Source organism: Spirillospora sp. CA-128828, from assembly GCF_050945415.1.
GTDB lineage: Bacteria > Actinomycetota > Actinomycetes > Streptosporangiales > Streptosporangiaceae > Spirillospora.
Genome location: NZ_CP191986.1, coordinates 1,870,977 through 1,892,125 on the forward strand (window position 1 = coordinate 1,870,977; position 21,149 = coordinate 1,892,125).

Consider the following 21,149-nt stretch of genomic DNA (forward strand, 5'->3'; position numbering starts at 1 on the left):
CTCCTGGGACTCCTGCGGCCGACGCGGTCAGCGGCCGGACGGGCCGGTCATCCCGAGCACGTCGAGGGCGTCGTCCAACTGCTCGACGGTCAGCTTCCCGTCGTCCACGTAACCGCGCTCCAGGACGACCTCACGGATCGTCCTGCGCTCCTTGAGGGCCTGCTTGGCGACCTTCGCCGCCTCCTCGTACCCGATGTAGCGGTTCAGCGGCGTCACGATCGACGGTGAGGACTCGGCGTACTCGCGCAGCCTGTCCTCGTCGGCCTCGATGCCGTCCACGCAGCGGTCCGCCAGCAGCCGCGACACGTTCGCCAGCAGGGTGATCGACTCCAGCACGTTGCGGGCCAGCATCGGCAGCATCACGTTCAGCTCGAAGCTGCCGGACGCGCCGCCGAACGCGACCGCCGCGTCGTTCCCGATGACCTGCGCGGCGACCTGCGTGACCGCCTCCGGAATCACCGGGTTCACCTTCCCCGGCATGATGGACGACCCGGGCTGCAGGTCGGGCAGCCGGATCTCGGCGAGCCCGGCGCGCGGGCCGGAGCCCATCCAGCGCAGGTCGTTGGCGATCTTGTTGAGGCTCACCGCGATCGTGCGGAGCGCGCCGCTGGCCTCGACCAGGCCGTCCCGCGCGCCCTGCGCCTCGAAGTGGTCGCGGGCCTCGGTCAGCGGCAGCCCGGTGGCCCGGGCGATCTCCGCGATGACACGGGCGGCGAAGCCGGCGGGAGCATTGATGCCGGTGCCGACCGCGGTCCCGCCGAGCGGCAGCTCCGCGAGGCGCGGCACGACGGCCTCCAGCCGTTCCACGCCGTGCCCGACCTGGGCCGCGTACCCGCCGAACTCCTGGCCGAGCGTCACCGGCGTCGCGTCCATCAGGTGGGTGCGGCCCGACTTCACCATGTCCCGGAACTCGTCCGTCTTGCGCCGCAGCGCGGCCTCCAGATGCCGCAGCGCGGGGATCAGATCGTTCAGGACGGCCCCGGTCGCCGCGACGTGGATGGACGAGGGGAACACGTCGTTGGACGACTGGGAGGCGTTCACGTGGTCGTTGGGATGCACCGGACGGCCGAGCCGCTCCTGCGCCAGCGTCGCCACGACCTCGTTGGCGTTCATGTTGGACGACGTCCCCGACCCGGTCTGGAACACGTCGATGGGGAACTGGTCGTTCCACCGCCCGTCGGCGACCTCGCGGGCGGCCTCGGCGATCGCGCCGGCCAGGTCCTCGTCGAGCACCCCGAGCTCGGCGTTGACGACCGCCGCCGCGGCCTTGATCCGGCCGAGCGCGGCGATGTGCGCGGCCTCCAGCCCCCGCCCGGAGATCGGGAAGTTCTCCACCGCCCGCTGCGTCTGCGCCCGCCACCTGGCCGCCGCCGGCACCCGGACCTCGCCCATCGAGTCGTGCTCGATCCGGAACCCCTGCTCGGACATGGAAGCCTCCCGCTCGGATCTTCGGCCGTCCTACAGGCCAGCCCATCCGGTGGCTCCCGCATTCCCCGCGGCGGGGCTCGTCACTCCTTGTTCAGGGCGTAGTTCTGGCGTTCGCCGGGTTTGCCGGGTGGTTTCTGCTGGCCGTTCACCCAGACGTCGCAGGCCGACGCGTCGTAGATCACCGCGTTCAGGCGGGGCTGGCCGTACTGCCGCGCGTCGCCCTGGTGGAGCGTCTCGTCGCTGAGCACGGTGATCGCGTCGCCCGGCACCGACACGAAGATCTTGCAGGCGTCGGTGCGCGCCCGGACGACGAGCGTGCTCGTCGCCACGCCGGGCGGCGCGGCGGCCTGGGTGGTGGTGCCCGCCGGGCTGGACGACGTCGCGGTGGGGGACGGCCCGGGGCTCTCCCGCATCATCCCGACGATGAGGGCGGTGGCGCCGATCCCGCAGGACGCGACGGTCGCGCCGATGAGCCCGATCACGACCATCAGCCGGTAGCGGGGCGTCGGCGGGCGGCGCCCCGAGCGCGGGCCCGCCATGGCGCGTTCGAGCCGGTCGACCGCGCGGGCGTGGCTGAGCCGGCGGGTCGGGTTCTTCTCCAGCAGCCCGGTGATCACCGGCGCGAGGGCGCCGGCGTTCTGTGGGGCGGGGGTCGACTCGTTCGCCAGCGCGGACAGCGTCGCCATCACGTTCTCGCGCTCGAACGGCGGACGGCCCTCCAGCGCGGCGTACAGCGTCGCCCCGAGGGACCACAGGTCGGACCGGGGGGTCGCCTTGTCCCCGGCGGCGACCTCGGGCGCCACGTAGGCGGGCGAGCCCATAAAGTGGCCCGTCTTGGTGAGGCTCACCGAACCGGACGAGAACGCGAGCCCGAAGTCGGTGAGCACGACGCGGTCGCCGTCGAGCAGCACGTTGCTCGGCTTGAGGTCGCGGTGCACGATGCCGGCCTTGTGCGCGGTGTTGAGGGCGTCCAGCAGCGCCCGCCCGATGTGCGCGACGCGGTCGGGCGGGAGCGGGCCCGAGCGTTCGATGAGCTGTTCGAGGCTGGGCGCCTCGATCATCTCCATCACGATCCAGGGACGGCCCTGCTCGATGACCACGTCGTACACCTCGACGATGGAGTGCGTGCGCAGCTGTGCGGGCGCGCGCGCCTCCCGGAGGGTACGGCGGTAGAAGACCACCCGGTCGTCCTCGGCAAGGTCTTCGGGGAGCCGTAGCTCCTTGATCGCGACGGCGCGATCGAGGAGCTCGTCATGCCCTCTCCACACGGTGCCGTTGGCACCCTGACCTATTTCCGAGACCAGCCGGTAGCGCGTCGCGAGAACGAGGCGCTCTGACTGAGACATGGCGGAAAAGATACCGGAGTGGCCCGCTGGTCATCCGGGAGACCTCATCACCAACTCGGATTTTGGCCCAATACTGTGACCTACCGGCAAGAAACCTTCATGACCGGTGGGCCGGCCGTCACCGGGGCGCCGTCGGCCGCTGCCGAACGTCACCGCCTGCCGATGGTGAGGACGGGGCCGGTGGTGTCGGCGAAGAAGTCCTCGCCCTTGTCGTCGACCACGATGAACGCGGGGAAGTCCTCCACCTCGATCTTCCAGACCGCCTCCATGCCGAGCTCCTGGTACTCCAGGACCTCGACCTTCTTGATGCAGTCCTGGGCGAGCCGGGCGGCGGGGCCGCCGATCGAGCCGAGGTAGAACCCGCCGTGCTCCTTGCAGGCGTCGGTGACCTGCTTGGACCGGTTGCCCTTGGCGAGCATGACCAGCGAGCCGCCCGCGGCCTGGAACTGCTCGACGTAGGAGTCCATCCGCCCGGCCGTGGTCGGGCCGAACGACCCGGACGCGTAGCCCTCCGGCGTCTTGGCCGGGCCCGCGTAGTAGACGGCGTGGTCGCGCAGGTACTGCGGCATCGGCTCGCCCGCGTCCATCCGCTCCTTGATCTTGGCGTGCGCGATGTCGCGGGCCACGACGAGCGGACCGGTCAGCGACAGCCGCGTCTTCACCGGGTACTTGGTCAGCTCCGCCCGGATCTCCGCCATCGGACGGTTCAGGTCGATGCTGATCGCACTCCCCCCGCCCGCCCCGATCTGGGCGACGCCCTCGTCCAGGTGGTCGTCGGTGGTGTCCGGGAGGTACTGCGCGGGGTCGGTCTCCAGCCGCTCCAGGAACACGCCCTCCGCGGTGATCTTGGCGAGGGCCTGCCGGTCGGCGCTGCACGACACCGCGATCGCGACCGGGCAGGACGCGCCGTGCCGCGGCAGCCGGACCACCCGCACGTCGTGGCAGAAGTACTTGCCGCCGAACTGCGCGCCGATGCCGAGCTTCTGCGTCAGCTCGAACACCTGCAGCTCCAGCTCCAGGTCGCGGAACCCGTGCCCGAGCGGCGAGCCCTCGGTGGGCATCGTGTCCAGGTAGTGGGCGGACGCGTACTTGGCTGTCTTCAGCGCGTACTCCGCGGACGTCCCGCCGACGACGATCGCCAGGTGGTACGGCGGGCACGCGGCGGTGCCGAGCGAGCGGATCTTCTCCTCCAGGAAGGACATCATCCGCTTCGGGTTCAGAACGGCCTTGGTCTCCTGGTAGAGGAACGACTTGTTCGCGCTGCCGCCGCCCTTGGCCATGAACAGGAACTTGTAGGCGTCACCGGGCGTCGCGTACAGCTCGACCTGCGCGGGCAGGTTGGAGCCGGTGTTCTTCTCGTCCCACATCGACACCGGCGCCATCTGCGAGTAGCGCAGGTTCAGTTTCGTGTACGCGTCGTACACGCCGCGTGAGATGTGCTCCTCGTCCTTGCCATCCGTCAGGACGTGCTGGCCGCGCTTGCCCATCACGATCGCGGTGCCGGTGTCCTGGCACATCGGCAGGACGCCACCGGACGCGATGCCCGCGTTCTTCAGCAGGTCCAGCGCGACGAACCGGTCGTTCGGGGACGCCTCGGGGTCGTCCAGGATGCGGCGGAGCTGCGCCAGGTGCGCGGGACGCAGCAGGTGCGCGATGTCGCGCATCGCCGTCTCGGTGAGCAGCCGCAGAGCCTCCGGCTCGACCTGCAGGAACGTCCGCCCGTTCGCCTCGAACGTGGAGACCCCGTCGGACGTCAGGAGCCGGTAGTCGGTCTCGTCCGGGCCGAGCGGCAGCAGGTCGGTGTAGGAGAACTCAGGCATCTCAGGCAGATCCTCGCGCGATTCCGATGGGGGCCGTCTCACAGGTTACGGGCTCGGAACGCGCGGGCTCACGGGGGGCGACCCTGGTCCGCAGGCCGAGCACGACCCCGGCCGCGACCAGCGCGGCCCCCGCCAGGTCCGCCGCTCCGGGCCGGCCGAGGCCGAGCGCCACGGTCGTGATCACCGCGCTGACCGGGATCAGGCCCGCGAACAGCCCCGCGCGGTCGGCCCCGAGCCGTCCGATCGCGTCGTACCAGAGCAGGAACGCGATCGTGGTGACGACGACCGACAGGTAGGCGAAGCCCGCGAGCTCGGCGGCGGTCGGGACGCGGAGCAGCGCCGTCCCGTCCGTGACCAGGCCGACCGCGACGAGCATCGGGGCGGCCAGCGCGGCGGAGTAGGCGGAGACCCGCAGCGGCCCGAGGCGCGGCAGCAGCGGGACGGCCAGCAGCGAGAAGCACACCTCCCCGGCGAGCGCGCCGAGCGACAGCAGCAGGCCGCGCGCGCTGCCGCCGCCGAAGCCGCTGGCCAGGGCGGCGCCGGCCGCCACCACGCACGCCGACAGGAGGAGCGCGGGGGCCGGGCGGCGTCCCTCCAGCAGCGGCCCGGCCAGCGCCAGCACGACCGGGACGGTCGCGATCACCGTGCCGATCGTGGCCGGGCTCGTGTCCCGGGTGGCCGCCACGATGCAGACGTTGAACGCGACCAGCCCGGTCGCCGCCAGCGCCGCCAGCAGCAGCCAGTCCCGCGCCGACGGCCTGGGCGCGGCCCCGCCGGCGAGGCGGGCCACGGCGAGCAGGACGAGCGCGGCCACGGCGTACCGGACCGCCTGACCGCCGAAGACGGGGTAGCCGGAGATGGTCGCCGAGACGGCGGTCAGCGTGCCGACGAGGAACATCGCGGATCCGGCCCCGGCCATGCCGCGCTTGTGGGACGTGTTCATGGACGCAAAGCTAGAAGCTGCTTGGTCCACTCGGCAGAGCCAATCGAAATGCTCCATCGTGGACCAATAGAAGACCCCGTGACGTCCGCGCTCCCTATTGACGCTGAGTGTCATGTGACCGACCTTCATCTCTCACTCGACCGGTCCGCGGGCCGGCTGGCGGCGCAGATCGCGGCCGGCTTCCGCGCGGCGGTGCGGTCCGGCCGGCTGACCGCCGGGACCCGGTTGCCGTCGAGCCGCGACCTCGCGCGCGACCTGGACGTCTCGCGCGGCGTCGTCGTCACCGCCTACGAGCAGCTCACCGCCGAGGGGTTCCTGATCGCCCGGCGAGGCGACGGCACCCGCATCGCGCCGCTCGCCCGTCCCGACGAGGACGCCGCGCCGCCGGCCCGGCCGCCCGCCGCCGCCCGGCCGGTCGAACCCGCGCCCGAGCCGGCGGTCCGGTACGACCTGTGGCCCGGCCGGCCGGACCTGTCGGCCTTCCCCCGCGAGCGGTGGATCGCGGCCGCGCGCGCCGCGCTGCGCACCCTCCCGCACGACGCGCTCACCTATCCCGACCCCGCCGGGGTCCCGGACCTGCGCGCCGAACTCGCCTCCTACCTCGGCCGGGTCCGCGCCGCGCACGCCGACGCCGGCCGGGTCGTGATCATGAACGGGGTGGCGCACGGCCTGTCGGCGCTGCTCGGGATGCTGCGCGCCGGCGGTCACACGGCGCTCGCCGTCGAGGACCCCACCAGCGACCGGCAGCTGCCGATGCTGGAGGCCGCGGGGATCCGGGTCGCGCGGGTCCCCGTGGACGGCGAGGGCCTGGACGTCGAGGCGCTCGGCCGCACCGGGGCGCGGGCCGTCCTCGTCACGCCCGCGCACCAGTACCCGACCGGCGTCGTCCTGTCCCCGGCCCGCCGCGCCGAGCTGATCGCCTGGGTGCGCGAGGTGGACGGCCTGATCCTGGAGGACGACTACGACGCCGAGTTCCGCTACGACCGCGACCCCGTCGGCTGCCTCCAGGGCGTCGACCCCGACCGGGTCGTCCTGCTCGGCTCGGTCAGCAAGTCCCTGGCCCCCGCGCTCCGCCTCGGCTGGGTCGTCGCGCCGCCGTCCATCGCCGGACGGCTGCGTGAGCACCGCGTCAACACCGACCTGGGCGCGCCCGTCCTGGAGCAGTTCGCGCTGACGGAGTTCCTCAGCGGCGGCGGCTACGACCGGCACCTGCGCACCATGCGGCGGCGGTACCGGACCCGCAGCGACGCCCTCGTCGGCGCCCTCGCCGAGAATCTGCCCGGCGCCGTGGTTCGCGGCGTCTCAGCGGGCATCCACCTCTACGTGGAACTGCCGGACGGATGCGACGAGGACGCCGTGGTCGCCAGGGCCGCGCGAGCCGGGGTGTCGGTCGCGGGCGCCCGGCAGATGTGGTCGCGCGGACGCGCGGCCGACGCACCGCCCGCGCTCGTCCTCGGCTACGCCAGGCTTTCCGAGCCGCGCCTGGTCAAGGCGGCGCAACTGCTGGGCCAAGCGGTTACAGACGGTGTTGAAGGGTAGGACCAGCATCCCCGGTGTAGGAGGTATGCATGAGTCTGGATGAGGCCGCACGGCAGTTGAGGATGGCCGGGCACGACGCGCAGGTGGCCTTCGACTGTGTGGGCCTGGGCGACCTCGAAAGGGCACAGGAACACGCCGTGACCCTCCGGGCCGCCGCCGACGCCGCCGAAGTGGCGCTCAGCCGCGCCCTGCAGGACCTGACGCCGGAACAAGCCCAGGCCGAAGGAGAGAAGGCCATCCGTTCCCTGGAAGAGGTCTGAACCTCAGCCACACCGCTCATGGGCCGGCCGGCCCATGAGCGGTGCGGTTACGGGGATCGCTACCCCTGCGCCGACACAGCGGTTTCCAGCGGGTCGTCGCCCTGAGCGGGCACAGCCGGGGCGAAGCCCTTGGCGGTGGCGAAGACGACCAGGATCAGGGCGCTCGGGACGATGAACGCCAGGCGGAGTCCGTGGTCGGCGCTGAGCGGGGCGATGGCGCCCACCACGGCGGCGCCCAGGACGAACCCGACGTAGTTGAAGATGTTCACGCGCGAGACGGCGACGCCGAGGCCGGTCGGGTCGACCCGTCCGGCGGCGGAGAACGAGACCGGGGCGATCACGCTGAGGCCGAGGCCGGCGAGCGCGAACGCGGCGATCGCGAAGGCCGCGTTGGGCGCGGCGACCACGCCGAACATGCCGACGATGCCGACGAGCCCGCCCATCCGCACAACGAGGACGGCGCCCGAGCGGCGGACGGCGAGGTCGGCGACCGCCCGGCTGATCACCATGGTGATCTGGTAGGCGACGTAGCCGAGCGGCGCGACCCAGTCGCTCGCGGACAGCTCGTCGTCCAGGTACTTGGCGCCGTAACTGGAGATCGCCGAGTCAGCGAGGTAGGCGACGGCCATCGCGGCCCCGACGACGAGGATCGGACGCCACGGCACGCTGCGTCCGGCGGCCTTCAGCTCCTCGGCGGTCGGGCCGTCCCCCTCCTCGGCGCGGCGGTAGAGGCGCGGGCCGGTGGCGAGCGAGGCCGCGACGCCGATGGCGGCGGCGATCGCGAAGCCGGTGAACAGCGACAGGTCGAGCTTGTTGGTGAGAGACGCCCAGAGCCCGCCGAGGATCCCCGCGACGCTCCACACCGCGTAGAAGCCGGTGATCAGGCTGACCCCGTAGCGGCGCTCGACGGCGATCGCCTGCGCGTTCATCGACGCGTCCACCGCGCCGACGAACAGGCCGAACAGCGCCACCGCGGCGTAGAGCGCGACGTCGTTGTCGCCGGTCAGGCCGATCAGCGCGATCGTGACGGCGACGGCGGGCTGGGAGACGCGCAGCACCGGGCCGCTGCCGAGCCGCTGGAACAGGGCGCCGGACGCCACGCTGCCCACCCCGGCGACCAGCGGCACCATGAGCAGCACCAGCGAGAGCGTCGCGTCGCTCAGGTGGTGCGCCTTCTGCATCTGCGGGACCTGCGTCACCAGCGACGCGAAGCAGAGCCCCTGGACGGCGAACGCCGTGTACGCGGCGAGCCGCGCCCGGCGGTCCCGCGCGGTGATGCCCTGGCTCATGCGGCCCGACCTCTCTGAGCTGCGCAATGTGAAGAAGATTCGCGTCAGCGTAGGGACAGGGTACGCCCCAGGTCAATCGCGGGGGAGGCGCTCAGTCGATGAGGCGGTTGCGCATGCCGCGGACGGCGATGAGCCACATCAGCGCGGCGAACGCCACGAGCGCGCCGAGATGCCCGAGATCGGCGAGCGGACGCAGGCCGAAGACGGCGTCGCGGACCAGCTCCACGCAATGGTAGAGCGGGTTGAAGTAGGAGACCTTCTGCGCCCAGCCGGGCAGTGACCCGATGGGGAAGAACGTCCCGGCGATCAGGAACAGCGGCGTCACCACACCGGTGATCACGTAGTCGAACGAGTTGATCGACGGCACCACCGAGGACGTCCACATGCCGAACAGGCCGAAGCCGAGCGCCGTGAAGAACGTCACGAACGGGACCAGCAGCATCCCCGGCGAGGGATCGAGGCCGAAGAACAGCGCCACCACGATCGGGGTGCACGAGTAGACCGCCGACTTGGCCGCGATCCACAGCGCCTCGGCGGTCACCAGCTCGTGGACGTCCACGGGCGCGGCGAGCATCCCGTCATAGGTGTGCTGGAACACGCGCCTGATGTAGCCGTTGAACATGCCCGGGAAGACCGAGGTGAACAGCGCGGCCGTCCCGACGACGCCGGTCGCGACGAAGTCCAGGTACCGGTAGTCGCCGATCATCGCGACCATCGAGCCGAACCCGTAGCCGAACGCCAGCAGGAAGAACGTCGGCTCCACCATCGAGGCGAACGACTGCGACTTCCAGTACCGCTTGTAGAGCGCCAGCTCATGCCGCCAGATGCCCCGCACCGGGGCCATCTCGAACCTCCGCAGCCGCGGCGCCCGTTCCGCCTCCACGCTCATTCCTGCTCCTCGCGGGGGGACGACCCCCGCGTCCCCCGGTTCGCTTCGCTCATTCCACACGCTCCCCGGTAAGCACGACGAACACGTCTTCGAGGTTGGAGGCGCGGCGGACGCCGTCGGGGCCCAGCTCGTCCTCCAGCGACGGCGGGATCGTCTCGGCCTTGAGCACCGACACCGACGGGCCGGTGCGGCGCGTCGGGAGCCCGGCGGCCCTGGCCAGCCGCTCGACCTCGCTCAGCCGGCCGGGCGGCCCGTAGTGCTCGACGACCCGCTCGCCCGCGTGCTCGGCGACCAGCTCCGCCGGCGACCCCCGGGCGATGACCCTGCCGTGCGACATCAGGGCGCACTCGTCGGCGAGGCGCTCGGCCTCCTCGATGTAGTGCGTCGACATCAGCACGGTCGTGCCGCCGGCCCGGAGCCCGTCGATCAGCCCCCACAGCTCCCCCCGCACCTGCGGGTCGAGGCCGACGGTCGGCTCGTCCAGCAGGACCAGGGCGGGCCGGTGCACCAGCCCGCGCGCGATCAGCAGCCGCCTCCGCATGCCGCCGGACAGGTCGTCCACCCTGGTCAGCGCCCGCTCGGTCAGGTGCGCGATCGTCAGCGCGTCGTCCACCGCCTTGCGCCGCGCCTTCCGCGGCACCCGGTACAGGTGCGCGAACACCTCCAGGTTCTCGCGGGCGGTCAGCTCCTCGTCGAGGTTGTCCTGCTGCGGGACGACCCCCATCACGGCCCGCGCACGCTTGGACTCCCGCGGAACCTCGAAGCCGAGAACGTGGATGCTGCCCTCGTCGGCGATCGCCTGGGCGGTCAGCATCTTCATCGTCGTCGACTTCCCGGCGCCGTTCGGGCCCAGCAGTCCCAGGCAGACCCCGTTCGGGACCTCGAGGTCGAGCCCGTCCACCGCGGTGAAGTCGCCGAACCGCTTCACGACGCCGCGGAGCCTGATCGCCGCCGCCTCGGTGCCTTCCCGGGCAGCCGCGATCGGGGGACGTTGCAAGGTCATACCTTCACACTAGGAAATTCAGCCGACAGAACCCCACACGTTTTCTCGCGGGCCCGTCCCGGCCGGAGGCTAATCTCTACCTGTGGACGTCCCCCATCGACCGGCCGGCGAAAAGGTCACCCGTGTGCGCGATCTGCGCGCGTCCGACGCCGACCGGGAACGCGTCGCCGCCGTCCTCGGCGAGGCGCTCGCGGACGGACGGCTCACCATGGAGGAGCACTCCGAGCGCACCGCCCGCGCCTACGCCGCCCGCACGCTGGGCGAGCTGACCGGTCTCACCGGCGACCTCATCCCCGAGGAGGCGCAGCCCATCCTCGTGGACGACCGGCCGGTCTCGGTCTTCTTCGGCCGCACCCGCAGGGACGGGCGGTGGGTCGTCCCGGTCAAGCTCCCGCTCCTCGCCCTGTTCGGGACGGTCGAGCTCGACCTGCGCGAGGCCGTCCTGCAGCGCCGGCACATCGTGGTCGACTCGATGGTGCTCGGTGGCCGGATCCGGCTCCTCGTCCCCGACGGCGTCCGGGTGGACGTCACCGGCCGCACCATCCTGAGCACCCGCGACCTGCGGGACCGGCCCGCCTCCGACGGCCCCACCGTCGAGGTGGCCGGCACCCTGATCTTCGGTTCGGTGCGGGCGCGCGCGCCGAAACGCCCGCTGCGCACCCGCGTCCGCAACCGCCTCACCCGCGGCCGATAGCCCTGCGCCGCCGGCCCTAGACCGCGGTGTCGAAGTTGATGGCGCTGTAGGCGCGCAGCTTGCCGAGCTGGTGCTCGCTGGAGATCGTCCGGATCGTGCCGCTGCGGGACCGCATGACCAGCGAGTGCGTGACCGCCGTGCCCTTGCTGTAGCGGACGCCGTCGACCAGCTCGCCGTCGGTGATGCCGGTCGCGGCGAAGAACACGTCGTCGGAGGTCACCAGGTCGTCGGTGGTCAGCACCCGGCCGAGCTCGTGGCCGGCGTCGGCCGCCTTCCGCTTCTCCTCCTCGTCCTGCGGCCACAGCCGGCCCTGGATCACCCCGCCCAGCGCCTTGATCGCGCACGCCGCGATGATGCCCTCCGGGGTGCCGCCGATGCCGAGCAGCAGGTCGACGCCCGTGCCGGGCCGGCACGCCATGATCGCGCCGGCCACGTCGCCGTCCATGATGAACTTGATCCGCGCCCCGGCCTCCCGGACCTCCTTGACGATGCCCTCGTGCCGCGGGCGGTCCAGGATGCACACCGTCACGTCGTGCGGCGAGGAGCCCTTGGCCCGGGCGATCGCGCGGATGTTGTCGGCGATCGGACGCTCCATGTCGACGACGTCCGCCGCCTCCGGGCCGGTCACCAGCTTCTCCATGTAGAACACCGCGGACGGGTCGAACATCGAGCCGCGCGGCGCCACCGACAGCACCGCGATCGCGTTGTTCATACCGAGCGCGGTCAGCCGGGTCCCGTCCACCGGGTCGACGGCCACGTCGCACTCGGCGCCGGAGCCGTCCCCGACCTCCTCGCCGTTGAACAGCATCGGCGCGTTGTCCTTCTCGCCCTCGCCGATCACCACGACGCCCCGCATGGACACCGTGTTGATCAACTGGCGCATGGCGTTCACGGCGGCCCCGTCGGCGCCGTTCTTGTCTCCCCGGCCGACCCAGCGGGCCGCGGCCATGGCGGCGGCCTCGGTCACCCGGACCAGCTCCATCGCCAGGTTGCGGTCCGGCGCCGCCGGCTCGGTGGTGAGCGGAGAGGAAACGGTGGTCTCATCGGACATGACGGGGCGGCCCCTTCGGTCGGTGGTGCCTCGAATTCTCCGTGGACCGGATGGCGGGCCACAAATTGGACCAGACCAGCCGGGGCACGGGTTTCACCGGCACCGCGTGCGGACGGGATTTGACGGTCGCGCGGGCAAGGGATCGTTTCCCCATGGGAGAGGGCGTAATCTCAGGCGTCATGAGCAGCGACATCGACGTCTCGTCCGGCGGGGTGACACAGGACGGGGGCGCCCGGCCCGCGGAGGTCCCCGCGCGGACCTCCGACCGCGGGGCGGCCACGCGCGGCGCCCTGCTGGCCGCGGCCAGGGACGTCTTCTGTGACTCCGGCTTCGCCCAGGCCGCGGTGACCGACATCGTCGCCAGGGCGGGCGCCAGCGTGGGCAGCCTGTACCACCACTTCAACGGGAAGGCCGACCTGTACCTGACGCTGTTCGAGGACTTCCAGGGCCGCCAGCAGGAACGCACCCGCGAGGCGATCAACGCCGTCCGGGAGGCGGGCGAGGCCGACCCCATGCGGCAGTTCATCGCGGGCGCGGGCGCCTACCTCACCGGCTGCCTGGACGAGCGCGACGTCGCCCGGCTGTTCATCTCCGGCGACGGCCCGCCCGGATTCGACCGCGTCATGCGGCAGCGGCTCAACAAGTGGGCGCGCCGCAACGCCGCGCTGTTCCACACCGCCGACGGCGGGGTGGACGACGCCCTGGTCACGGTGCTGACCGGCGCGATGGCGGGCGCGGTGTCGGAGATCTCGCTGATGGACGACGAGGACGCCGCCCGCCGCCTCGCCGACGAGGTCATGGCCATCGTCGGCACGATAAGGAACCCCGGTACGGAGCAGCGCTGACCGTGCGGGATCCTGGAGGGGTGACCGACAAGACCCCGCCTTCCGCCCCGGACACCGCGGCCGCACGGCCCGTGATCGAGGTCAGCCCCGGCGTGCACAAGCGGCTGACCACGGGCCTCGGCGGTTTCGCCATGGCGATGGGCGCCTGCCTGCTGCTGGTGCTGGCGATCTACGTCATCACGCCGCGCAGCAACAAGGAGGTCCTGCCGACCGTCGACTACGGCTCGCAGCTCTGGGCCATGCGCAACGACGCGCCCTTCACCGTGTACGCCCCGGAGGGGCTTCCCGCCCGGTGGCGTCCCACCAGCTCACGGCTGAACGGGCTCGACTCCGGCGGCGACAAGCCCGTGTCGTGGCACCTCGGGTTCGTGACGCCCAGCGACGAGTACGCGGCGCTGGAGCAGAGCAACGAGAAGGCGTCCGAGTATGTCCCGCGCATGGCCAACAGCAGCAAGCCGGTCGGGACCCAGCAGGTGAACGGCGTCGCCTGGACCAAGTACTACCGCAAGGACAAGAAGGCGAACTCCCTCGCCCGGACCCTCCCGGACGGGCTGAGCCTGGTGGTGACCGGTACGGCCTCCTACCAGGAGCTGGCGGTGCTGGCCGGGTCGCTGCAGCCGCAGAAGAAGAACGCGAGCGTCGCCCCGTCGGCGACGGCCACGCCCCGCTCCTGACGCTCAGAACGGTGCGGCGGCCTCGCCGTTCTCCGGCCGGTCGAGAGCCGCGGCCAGCCGCGCGCGGGCGCCCTCCAGCCACTCCTCGCAGATCGCGGCGAGCTTCTCGCCCCGCTCCCACAGGTTCAGGGACTCCTCCAGCGTCAGGCCGCCGGCCTCCAGCCGCTTGACGACCTCGGCCAGCTCGTCGCGCGCCTGCTCGTACGACGGCTTGTCCACCGTCTCCTTCTCGTCCGCCACAGACTCCACCCTCTCACTCCCGGTCGGTGACGGTCACGCCCAGACGCCCGTCCGCCAGCCGGACATGGAGCCGCTCACCGTCCTTGACCGCCGCCGACTCCCGCACCACCGTCTCGTCCTCCCGCTGGACGATCGCGTATCCGCGCTCCAGCGTCGCGGCGGGGGAGAGGGCGAGCAGCCGGGCGCGGGTGTGCGACAGCTCGTCCCCGGCCCGGTCCAGCGCGCCGGACAGGCACCGCCGCGCCCGGTCGCGCAACGCCGCGACCTGCTCGGACTGCCGCTCGATCTCCCGCACCGGATCGGCCAGCGCGGGCCGCGACCGCACCGCGCGCAGCCAGGCCACCTCCCGCTCCACCGCGCCGCCGAGGCATCGCCGCCCCCGGTCGCGCAGCTGCCGGACGAGCTGGAGCTGCTCCCGCACGTCCGGGACGGCCTTCTTCGCCGCGTCGGTCGGGGTCGAGGCCCGGACGTCCGCGACCAGATCCAGGATCGGGCCGTCCTGCTCATGCCCGATCGCGCTGACCACCGGCGTCCGGGCCGCCGACACCGCGCGGACGAGCGCCTCGTCGGAGAACGGCAGCAGGTCTTCCATCGCGCCCCCGCCCCGCGCGATGATGATCACATCGATCTCGGGATCGGCGTCCAGCGCGCGCAGCGCCTCCATGACCTCGCCGACCGCGTACGAGCCCTGCACCGCGGTGTTCTCCACCCGGAACGCCACCGCCGGCCACCGGCGCCGCGCGTTCTGCAGGACGTCGTGCTCGGCGTCGGAGTCGCGCCCGCAGATCAGCCCGATCTTCCCGGGCAGGAACGGCAGCGGGCGCTTGCGCTCGGGCCGGAACAGCCCCTCCGCGGCGAGGACCTGCTTCAGCCGCTCCAGCCGGGCCAGCAGCTCGCCGACCCCGACCGGCCGGACCTCCAGGGCGCTGAGCGAGAACGTCCCGCGGTTGATCCAGAAGTCGGGCTTGGCGTGGACGACGACGCGGGCCCCGTCGGTGACCGCCGGCCCGGCGGCCTCGAACACCGCGCGCGGGCCGACCACCCGCACCGACATGTTCGCCACGGGGTCACGGAGCGTCATGTAGACCGTCCCGCCGCGGGCGTTGAGGTCGGTGATCTGGCCCTCCACCCAGATGCGGCCGAGCTTGCCGATCCAGCCGCTCACCGCCTGCAGGACGGTCCGCACCGGAACCGGGGATTCGGCCGTGGTCTCCATCGCCATGCAGGCAGCCTACGGTGCGCACCATGCCGCCCGGCCGCACGTTGTGTGACCGACGAGACATGTTTCCGGGGTTCACTGATTAGCCCAGCTAACTTAGACTAGCTAAGTAATTCCGAGGAGAGACCGTGACCGCATCCGAACGCGAGCTCGCCGAACAGCTCAACCGGCGCCTGCGCCATGTCGTGCTGATGCTCCGGCGGGTCAGCGCCGACCAGCCGATCACCAGCCAGCAGCTGTCCGTGCTCGGCTCCCTGGAGCACGGCCCGCGGCGGATGACCGAACTGGCCGCCGAGCACGGCGTCCGGCTGCCGACCATGACGGCGCAGATCAACCGGCTCGAACGCGACGGGCTCGTCGCGCGCCGCCGGGACGGCGCCGACGCGCGGGTCGTCACCGCCGGGCTCACCGACGCGGGCCGCGACCGGCTCGCCGCCGGACGCGAGCGCCGGATCGGCTTCCTCGCGGAGCGGTTCGCGGACCTGACGGACGAGGAGCGCGCGGCGGTCGCCGCTGCGCTGCCCGCCCTCGACAAGCTCCTCGGTGCCCCCTGAACCCCAGCACGGAGGTATCCATGGACGCGAAGCCCTCGGCGGCCCCGAAGGGCGGCGGCATCCTCAGGCAGCCGATGTCGGTGTGGGCGACCGCGTTCGCCGCGGTCGTCGCCTTCATGGGCATCGGCCTCGTCGACCCCATCCTGCCCGCGATCGCGGCGAACCTGGACGCCTCGCCCAGCCAGGTGTCCCTGCTGTTCACGAGCTATTTCCTGATCACCGCGGTGGCGATGCTGATCACCGGCTGGGTGTCCAGCCGGATCGGCGGCAAGAAGACCCTGCTCATCGGGCTTGCGCTCGTCGTGGTCTTCGCCGCGCTCGCCGGGACGTCCGGCACCGTCGGGCAGCTCGTCGGCTTCCGGGCCGGCTGGGGGCTCGGCAACGCCCTGTTCGTCGCCACCGCCCTCGCGGTCATCGTGGGCGCGGCCTCCGGCGGCGCCGAGTCGGCGATCATCCTGTACGAGGCCGCACTGGGCCTCGGCATCTCGCTCGGCCCGCTCGCCGGCGCCCTGCTCGGCGACATGAACTGGCGGTTCCCGTTCTTCGGCACCGCGGCGCTCATGGCGATCGGCTTCCTGCTGATCAGCGTGCTGCTCAAGGCGCCGTCGAAGCCGCCCCAGAAGACCAGGCTCAGCGCCCCCATCCGGGCTCTCTCACACGGCGGCCTGTCCACGACCGCGTTCACCGCGCTGTTCTACAACTACGCCTTCTTCACCGTCCTGGCCTTCACCCCGTTCGTCCTCGGGATGAGCGCGCACGGCATCGGCCTGGTGTTCTTCGGCTGGGGCGTGATGGTGGCGCTGGCCTCGGTGTTCGGCGCCCCCCTGCTGCAGCGGCGGATCGGGACCGTCCGGGTCATGTACCTGGCGCTGGTGCTGCTGATCGTGTTCCAGCTCGGCCTCGCCTTCCTCGGCCACGGCGGGATCATCGTGTGCACGATCCTTTCCGGGATCCCGATCGGGCTGAACAACACCGCGTTCACCGAGGCGGCCATGGAGGTGTCCGACAGCCCGCGGCCCGTCGCGTCCGCCGGGTACAACTTCGTCCGCTGGATGGGCGGCGCGCTCGCCCCGTACATCGCGACGAAGCTGGCCGAGGAGGTCGACGCGAACCTCCCGTACGTCGTCGGGGCCGCCTGCTGCGCCGTCGCGATCGGGATCCTCGCGATACGGCGCCGGCACCTGGCGCCACTGGAGCGGGTCGACATCGACCACGCCTTCCAGGACGCCTCCGCCGCGGCCTGACCCTCGCATGGAAAAGCCCCCGGCGACCGGCCGGGGGCTTTCCTACGTCGCTCAGCCTGCTCCGTTGAGCTTGGCGATGCGGCGCTCGTACATGCGGATGACGTCCTCACGCCCCGCGTGCTTGGTCTCGTACTCGCGCAGGAGCTTCACCTGGTCGACGGACAGGCCGCGCAGGCGCGCGCGCAGCTGCGGCAGCGTGGCGCTGTCGTAGTCGGGCACCGGCAGGTCCGCGGCGATGTGCTCGGCCTCCGCCGGCGCGGCGGGCTTGGACTCCGGCTTCGGCTCGAACGCCGCCTCGTCCTGCTCGGCCTTCGGCTCCGACTTGGCCTTCGGCTCCGCAGGCTCGGCCTCGGACTTCGGCTTCGCGGGCTCGGCGGCCTTCGGGCTCGGCGCGGGCTCGGCCTGCGGCGCGGGCTCCGGCTTCGGCTCGGACGGCACCGGCTTCGGCGCGGGCTCGGCGACGGGACCGGCCTCGTCCGCCGGCTTGGCGTGGTGCCTCCCGAGCGCGCCGGGCTTGGTCGGCTTGGGGGGCTTGGACGCCCCGGGGCGGGCGTGCTTGGGCGCGTGCCCGGTCTCGGCGCCGGGCTTGCCGATCGAGATCTCCGCGGCGTCCGCCGGCGCGGTGTCGGTCCGCGCGGCGGCCGTCCGCGTGCGGCGCACGGGTTCCGGCTCGGGCTCCTCACCGCGGACGCGCTCGACGACCTTCCCGACCACCTTCTCGGCCGTGCTCTGGACGTCGTCGCGCAGCCGCCCGATCACCGGCTTCACGCCGCCGCCCTCGGTGATCTCCTTGTAGTCCCTGGTCACCCGGTCGCTGAGCAGCAGCGCCCGGCCGACGCCGAACATGGCCAGCCGGACGGCGTGCAGCGGGAGGTCCCGGACCTGCTCGCCCACCGTGTCGCGGACCTGCTCCCTGAGGCGGCGCGGCGATTTCGTCATCGGACTATTCCTCTTCCTGCGTCGGCTCGTCGAATCTCACTCTGCCCCATGGGTGCGATCGTGGTCACCCCCGGGTGGGTCACAGCCCGTCACTCGTACGATAGAGCCATGACCGCCAACAGCCAGCGCCGTGTCCTGCTCGCCAAGCCGCGTGGTTACTGCGCGGGCGTCGACCGGGCCGTGCAGACGGTCGAGATCGCCCTGGAGAAGTACGGGGCCCCGATCTACGTCCGCAAGCAGATCGTCCACAACGTGCACGTCGTCAAGACGCTGGAGGAACGGGGCGCGATCTTCGTCGACGAGACCGAGGAGGTCCCCGAGGGCTCCATCGTGGTGTTCTCCGCGCACGGCGTCGCACCCGTCGTGCACGAGGAGGCCAAGGGCCTGGACCTGCGCACCATCGACGCGACCTGCCCGCTGGTGACCAAGGTCCACAAGGAGGCCGTCCGGTTCGCCGCCCAGGACTACGACATCCTGCTGATCGGGCACGAGGGCCACGAGGAGGTCATCGGCACCACCGGCGAGGCCCCCGACCACATCCACCTCGTGGACGGCCCGGACGACGTCGCCAACGTGACCGTCCGCGACCCCGAGCGGGTGGCGTGGCTGTCGCAGACCACGCTGTCGGTGGACGAGACGATCGCCACCGTCGAGAAGCTCCGCGAGCGGTTCCCCAAGCTGATGGACCCGCCGTCCGACGACATCTGCTACGCCACGCAGAACCGGCAGGTCGCGGTGAAGGAGATGGCGGCGCGGTCCGACCTCGTCATCGTGGTCGGGTCGACGAACTCCTCCAACTCCGTGCGGCTGGTCGAGGTCGCCAAGGAGCACGGCGCCGACAGCGCCTACCTCGTCGACTACGCCGAGCACATCGACCCGGCCTGGCTTGGCGGCGTCACCACCGTCGGCGTCACGAGCGGCGCGTCCGTCCCGGACGAACTGGTCCAGGAGGTCCTGGCGTGGCTGGCGGAACGCGGCTTCGGCGAGGCGGAAGAGATCGAGTCGGTCCAGGAGAGCATGCGCTTCTCGCTGCCCAAGGAACTCCGCAAGGACCTCCGCATCACGCCCGTTCAGTCCACATCGCCGTGATGGGCACGGCGGCGCTCCTGCGTCGTCGTGGGGGACTCGTCCCAGCGGACGGGGTTCTCGTTCTCCTCCTTCTCGAACAGGCGGACCCCGACGAGCTTGTCCCGCAGCTCCCTGACGTTCGTCCGGAGACCGCGGGCCAGGCAGACCACGAGGACGAGCAGCGTCCCGAAGAACAGCCACGGCGCGGTGGCCGCCAGCGCGGTGAGGACGCCGACCGACATGCCGCGCAGGAGCGAGCCGTCGCCGAGCGTGGTGACGAACACGACCGTGAGCGTGGCGGCGAAGAACACCAGCGGCGGGCTGACGACGAGCGTGAGGAGGTCGGCGGGACGGGTGGCGAACGCGGCCAGCGCGCAGCCGATCGCGAACCCGGCGCCGGCGAGCAGCGGCACGCCGAACCACCGCGAGAACAGCCCGCACACCACCCCGGCGGCGAACATGACCACGATCCCGCCGCGTCCGGTGAGCGTGATCGGGCCGGCCGACCTCGCCCGGGAGGAAGAACCGCGCTGACGAGTCACTGGATCCCCCGGGCCCGGCGAGGCGCCGCCCGGCGCGTCGCGTACCGTCGATGAACTCATGGCCACCTCTTCCCGCCGGCAGGACGACCGCCCGGCTCGCCCCGCTCATGGGTGTTCAGCCGATCGCTCTGCTCGGGGATGACCCGCCCGCCGAAACCTACCGGTTCCGCGGCCGGGTCGGACTGAGACCGCTTCTCATCGGGGAGACGGTCATCGTCGCCGAATGGTTCGCCATGGCCGGTCAGTTCGGCCGCAGAGAGCGCGCGGGGGCTTTCTTCGACGGGACCCGGGCCGTCCAGCCCGCCGTCGACCACGCCCAGTTCGTTCAGCTTGCGCGCACTCACCAGCACGCGGGTTTCGAGCGAACCGACCGTCCGGTTGTAGGACTTGATGGCTCCGGTCAGCGCGCGACCGAGTTCGTCGACGTGCTGCCCCATCGTGCCTAGGCGCTCGTACAGTTCCTTGCCCAGCTCGAAGACCGCGCGTGCGTTGCGTGAGAGGGCGGCCTGCTGCCACGCGTAGGACGCCGTCCGCAGCATCGTGATGAGGGTCGTCGGAGTGGCGATGTGCACGCGCCGCCTCATCGCGTACTCCAGCAGCCCCGGGTCGCGGTCGAGCGCCGGTGCCAGGAACGCCTCGCCCGGGATGAACAGGACGACGAACTCCGGCGACGGGCTGAACGCCTGCCAGTACGACTTGGCCGCCAGGCGGTCGACGTGATCGCGCAGGTGCCGGGCGTGCGCGTCCAGCCGCACCGGGTCTCCGCTCTCCGCGGCCTGGAGGTACGCGGCCAGCGAGACCTTGGAGTCGACCACGATGCTCTTGCCGCCGACCAGCCGCACGACCATGTCGGGACGGACCATGCCGTCCACGGTGGCGGAACTGGCCTGCTCGTCGAAATCGCAGTGGTGCGTCATCCCGGCCAGCTCCACCACCCGGCGGAGCTGGAGCTCGCCCCAGCGTCCCCTGGCCTCGGGCCGTTGCAGCGCCCGGACGAGCGACTGCGTCTCGCGGCGCAACTGGTCGGAGCTCTGCCGGACGAAGTCGACCTGCTTGGCCAGCATCGCGTGCGACTCGCGCCGGCCGGTCTCCACCTCGCGGAGCTGCTCCTCGACCTTGGCGAGCGTCTCCTTGAGCGGTGCGACCAGATGCTCGACGGCCTGCTGCCGGCGCTGCAGCTCACCGGCCGCCTCGGCCCCCGCCGCCTTCAGCCGGGCGTCCGCCAGCTCCAGGAACCGCTGGTTGCTGGCGTCCAGCGCCTTGGCGGACAGGCTCTCGAAATGCTCCGCCATCCGCTCCTCGGCGTAGGCGAGCTTCTCCTCGGCCGCCCGCGCCCGGGCGATCAGCGCGCCCTGCCGGCCCGTCGCGAGCGCGTACCCGGCGACGACGCCGAAGACGGCGCCGACGAGGAGTCCGGCGAACAGCGCGAGGTCCATCCGTTCATCGTGACAGCGAGGCCCCGATCGGCGACCGCGACGCGCCGTGACGCCCCGCGTCCCCGGACATTTGGCCCAGAGTCCACCCGGAGGCGGCCCGCCGGAGGTTCCGGGCAGCCCGAGGGG

21 protein-coding genes are annotated in these 21,149 nt (G+C 72.1%); 8 read left to right on the top strand and 13 right to left on the bottom strand.

The annotated features are described in order from the left end of the window. Positions 1–27: 27 nt before the first annotated feature. The 4 genes from ACQPXG_RS09500 to ACQPXG_RS09515 all read right to left on the bottom strand — a co-directional run bounded on the left by ACQPXG_RS09500 (position 28) and on the right by ACQPXG_RS09515 (position 5,537). Positions 28–1,428: a class II fumarate hydratase gene (locus ACQPXG_RS09500; RefSeq protein WP_433467255.1), complete on the bottom strand. Its 1,401-nt coding sequence runs from the start codon at positions 1,426–1,428 to the stop codon at positions 28–30. 80 nt (positions 1,429–1,508) lie between these two features. Further along, positions 1,509–2,774: a serine/threonine-protein kinase gene (locus ACQPXG_RS09505; RefSeq protein ID WP_433467256.1), complete on the bottom strand. Its 1,266-nt coding sequence runs from the start codon at positions 2,772–2,774 to the stop codon at positions 1,509–1,511. 149 nt (positions 2,775–2,923) lie between these two features. Beyond that, positions 2,924–4,594, bottom strand: a complete 1,671-nt coding sequence (locus ACQPXG_RS09510; RefSeq protein ID WP_433467257.1) for a fumarate hydratase — start codon at positions 4,592–4,594, stop codon at positions 2,924–2,926. Between the two features lies 1 nt (position 4,595). Next, a complete protein-coding gene (locus tag ACQPXG_RS09515; protein ID WP_433467258.1) occupies positions 4,596–5,537 on the bottom strand; it encodes a DMT family transporter in 942 nt (313 codons plus the stop codon). Positions 5,538–5,651: 114 nt separating this feature from the next. On the opposite strand from ACQPXG_RS09515, the gene ACQPXG_RS09520 reads away from it, so the two are divergent. Both ACQPXG_RS09520 and ACQPXG_RS09525 read left to right on the top strand, forming a co-directional pair. Next, a complete protein-coding gene (locus ACQPXG_RS09520; RefSeq protein ID WP_433467259.1) occupies positions 5,652–7,076 on the top strand; it encodes a PLP-dependent aminotransferase family protein in 1,425 nt (474 codons plus the stop codon). A 29-nt stretch (positions 7,077–7,105) separates the two neighbouring features. After that, complete coding sequence (locus ACQPXG_RS09525; RefSeq protein WP_433467260.1) at positions 7,106–7,336, top strand: hypothetical protein; 231 nt, start codon at positions 7,106–7,108, stop codon at positions 7,334–7,336. Between the two features lie 59 nt (positions 7,337–7,395). On the opposite strand, the gene ACQPXG_RS09530 is transcribed toward ACQPXG_RS09525, so the two are convergent. The 3 genes from ACQPXG_RS09530 to ACQPXG_RS09540 all read right to left on the bottom strand — a co-directional run bounded on the left by ACQPXG_RS09530 (position 7,396) and on the right by ACQPXG_RS09540 (position 10,517). Beyond that, positions 7,396–8,625, bottom strand: a complete 1,230-nt coding sequence (locus ACQPXG_RS09530) for an MFS transporter (protein ID WP_433467261.1) — start codon at positions 8,623–8,625, stop codon at positions 7,396–7,398. A gap of 91 nt (positions 8,626–8,716) precedes the next feature. After that, entirely contained in the window at positions 8,717–9,514 is a 798-nt protein-coding gene (locus tag ACQPXG_RS09535) for an ABC transporter permease (protein ID WP_433467262.1), read from the bottom strand. A 49-nt stretch (positions 9,515–9,563) separates the two neighbouring features. Next, on the bottom strand, positions 9,564–10,517 hold the full coding sequence (locus ACQPXG_RS09540) for an ABC transporter ATP-binding protein (RefSeq protein WP_433467263.1): 954 nt from the start codon (positions 10,515–10,517) through the stop codon (positions 9,564–9,566). An 82-nt stretch (positions 10,518–10,599) separates the two neighbouring features. On the opposite strand from ACQPXG_RS09540, the gene ACQPXG_RS09545 reads away from it, so the two are divergent. Further along, positions 10,600–11,211, top strand: coding sequence for a DUF1707 SHOCT-like domain-containing protein (locus tag ACQPXG_RS09545; protein WP_433467264.1), 612 nt, complete (start codon positions 10,600–10,602; stop codon positions 11,209–11,211). A gap of 16 nt (positions 11,212–11,227) precedes the next feature. Here ACQPXG_RS09545 and glpX read toward each other — a convergent pair whose 3' ends face one another. Then, positions 11,228–12,262 (bottom strand): class II fructose-bisphosphatase, encoded by a 1,035-nt coding sequence (glpX, locus tag ACQPXG_RS09550; protein WP_433467265.1) that lies wholly within the window; start codon positions 12,260–12,262, stop codon positions 11,228–11,230. Positions 12,263–12,441: 179 nt separating this feature from the next. On the opposite strand from glpX, the gene ACQPXG_RS09555 reads away from it, so the two are divergent. Together ACQPXG_RS09555 and ACQPXG_RS09560 are read left to right on the top strand one after the other, a co-directional pair. Then, positions 12,442–13,107 carry a TetR/AcrR family transcriptional regulator gene (locus ACQPXG_RS09555; protein ID WP_433467266.1) on the top strand — a complete coding sequence of 222 codons (666 nt, stop codon included), beginning with the start codon at positions 12,442–12,444 and terminating at the stop codon, positions 13,105–13,107. 20 nt (positions 13,108–13,127) lie between these two features. Beyond that, the gene (locus tag ACQPXG_RS09560) at positions 13,128–13,781 is read left to right on the top strand and encodes a DUF4245 domain-containing protein (RefSeq protein WP_433467267.1); all 654 of its coding nucleotides are present in this window, start codon (positions 13,128–13,130) and stop codon (positions 13,779–13,781) included. A gap of 3 nt (positions 13,782–13,784) precedes the next feature. Here the strand turns inward: ACQPXG_RS09560 and ACQPXG_RS09565 are convergent, their stop codons facing one another. Then, on the bottom strand, positions 13,785–14,021 hold the full coding sequence (locus ACQPXG_RS09565) for an exodeoxyribonuclease VII small subunit (RefSeq protein WP_433469932.1): 237 nt from the start codon (positions 14,019–14,021) through the stop codon (positions 13,785–13,787). A 13-nt stretch (positions 14,022–14,034) separates the two neighbouring features. Beyond that, on the bottom strand, positions 14,035–15,243 hold the full coding sequence (gene xseA, locus ACQPXG_RS09570) for an exodeoxyribonuclease VII large subunit (RefSeq protein WP_433467268.1): 1,209 nt from the start codon (positions 15,241–15,243) through the stop codon (positions 14,035–14,037). 125 nt (positions 15,244–15,368) lie between these two features. On the opposite strand from xseA, the gene ACQPXG_RS09575 reads away from it, so the two are divergent. Together ACQPXG_RS09575 and ACQPXG_RS09580 are read left to right on the top strand one after the other, a co-directional pair. After that, complete coding sequence (locus ACQPXG_RS09575; RefSeq protein ID WP_433467269.1) at positions 15,369–15,794, top strand: MarR family winged helix-turn-helix transcriptional regulator; 426 nt, start codon at positions 15,369–15,371, stop codon at positions 15,792–15,794. Positions 15,795–15,814: 20 nt separating this feature from the next. Next, entirely contained in the window at positions 15,815–17,038 is a 1,224-nt protein-coding gene (locus ACQPXG_RS09580) for an MFS transporter (protein WP_433467270.1), read from the top strand. 51 nt (positions 17,039–17,089) lie between these two features. Here the strand turns inward: ACQPXG_RS09580 and ACQPXG_RS09585 are convergent, their stop codons facing one another. After that, positions 17,090–17,977: a hypothetical protein gene (locus ACQPXG_RS09585; RefSeq protein ID WP_433467271.1), complete on the bottom strand. Its 888-nt coding sequence runs from the start codon at positions 17,975–17,977 to the stop codon at positions 17,090–17,092. A 108-nt stretch (positions 17,978–18,085) separates the two neighbouring features. Here ACQPXG_RS09585 and ACQPXG_RS09590 point away from each other — a divergent pair, with 108 nt between their 5' ends. Beyond that, positions 18,086–19,066 (top strand): 4-hydroxy-3-methylbut-2-enyl diphosphate reductase, encoded by a 981-nt coding sequence (locus tag ACQPXG_RS09590; RefSeq protein WP_433467272.1) that lies wholly within the window; start codon positions 18,086–18,088, stop codon positions 19,064–19,066. Here the strand turns inward: ACQPXG_RS09590 and ACQPXG_RS09595 are convergent. Together ACQPXG_RS09595 and ACQPXG_RS09600 are read right to left on the bottom strand one after the other, a co-directional pair. Next, on the bottom strand, positions 19,048–19,647 hold the full coding sequence (locus ACQPXG_RS09595) for a DUF6542 domain-containing protein (protein WP_433467273.1): 600 nt from the start codon (positions 19,645–19,647) through the stop codon (positions 19,048–19,050). The two genes, ACQPXG_RS09590 and ACQPXG_RS09595, sit on opposite strands and share 19 nt — an antisense overlap. Beyond that, a complete protein-coding gene (locus ACQPXG_RS09600) occupies positions 19,644–21,023 on the bottom strand; it encodes a DNA recombination protein RmuC (RefSeq protein ID WP_433467274.1) in 1,380 nt (459 codons plus the stop codon). The genes ACQPXG_RS09595 and ACQPXG_RS09600 overlap by 4 nt, the downstream gene beginning before the upstream one ends. Between the last annotated feature and the right edge of the window lie 126 nt (positions 21,024–21,149).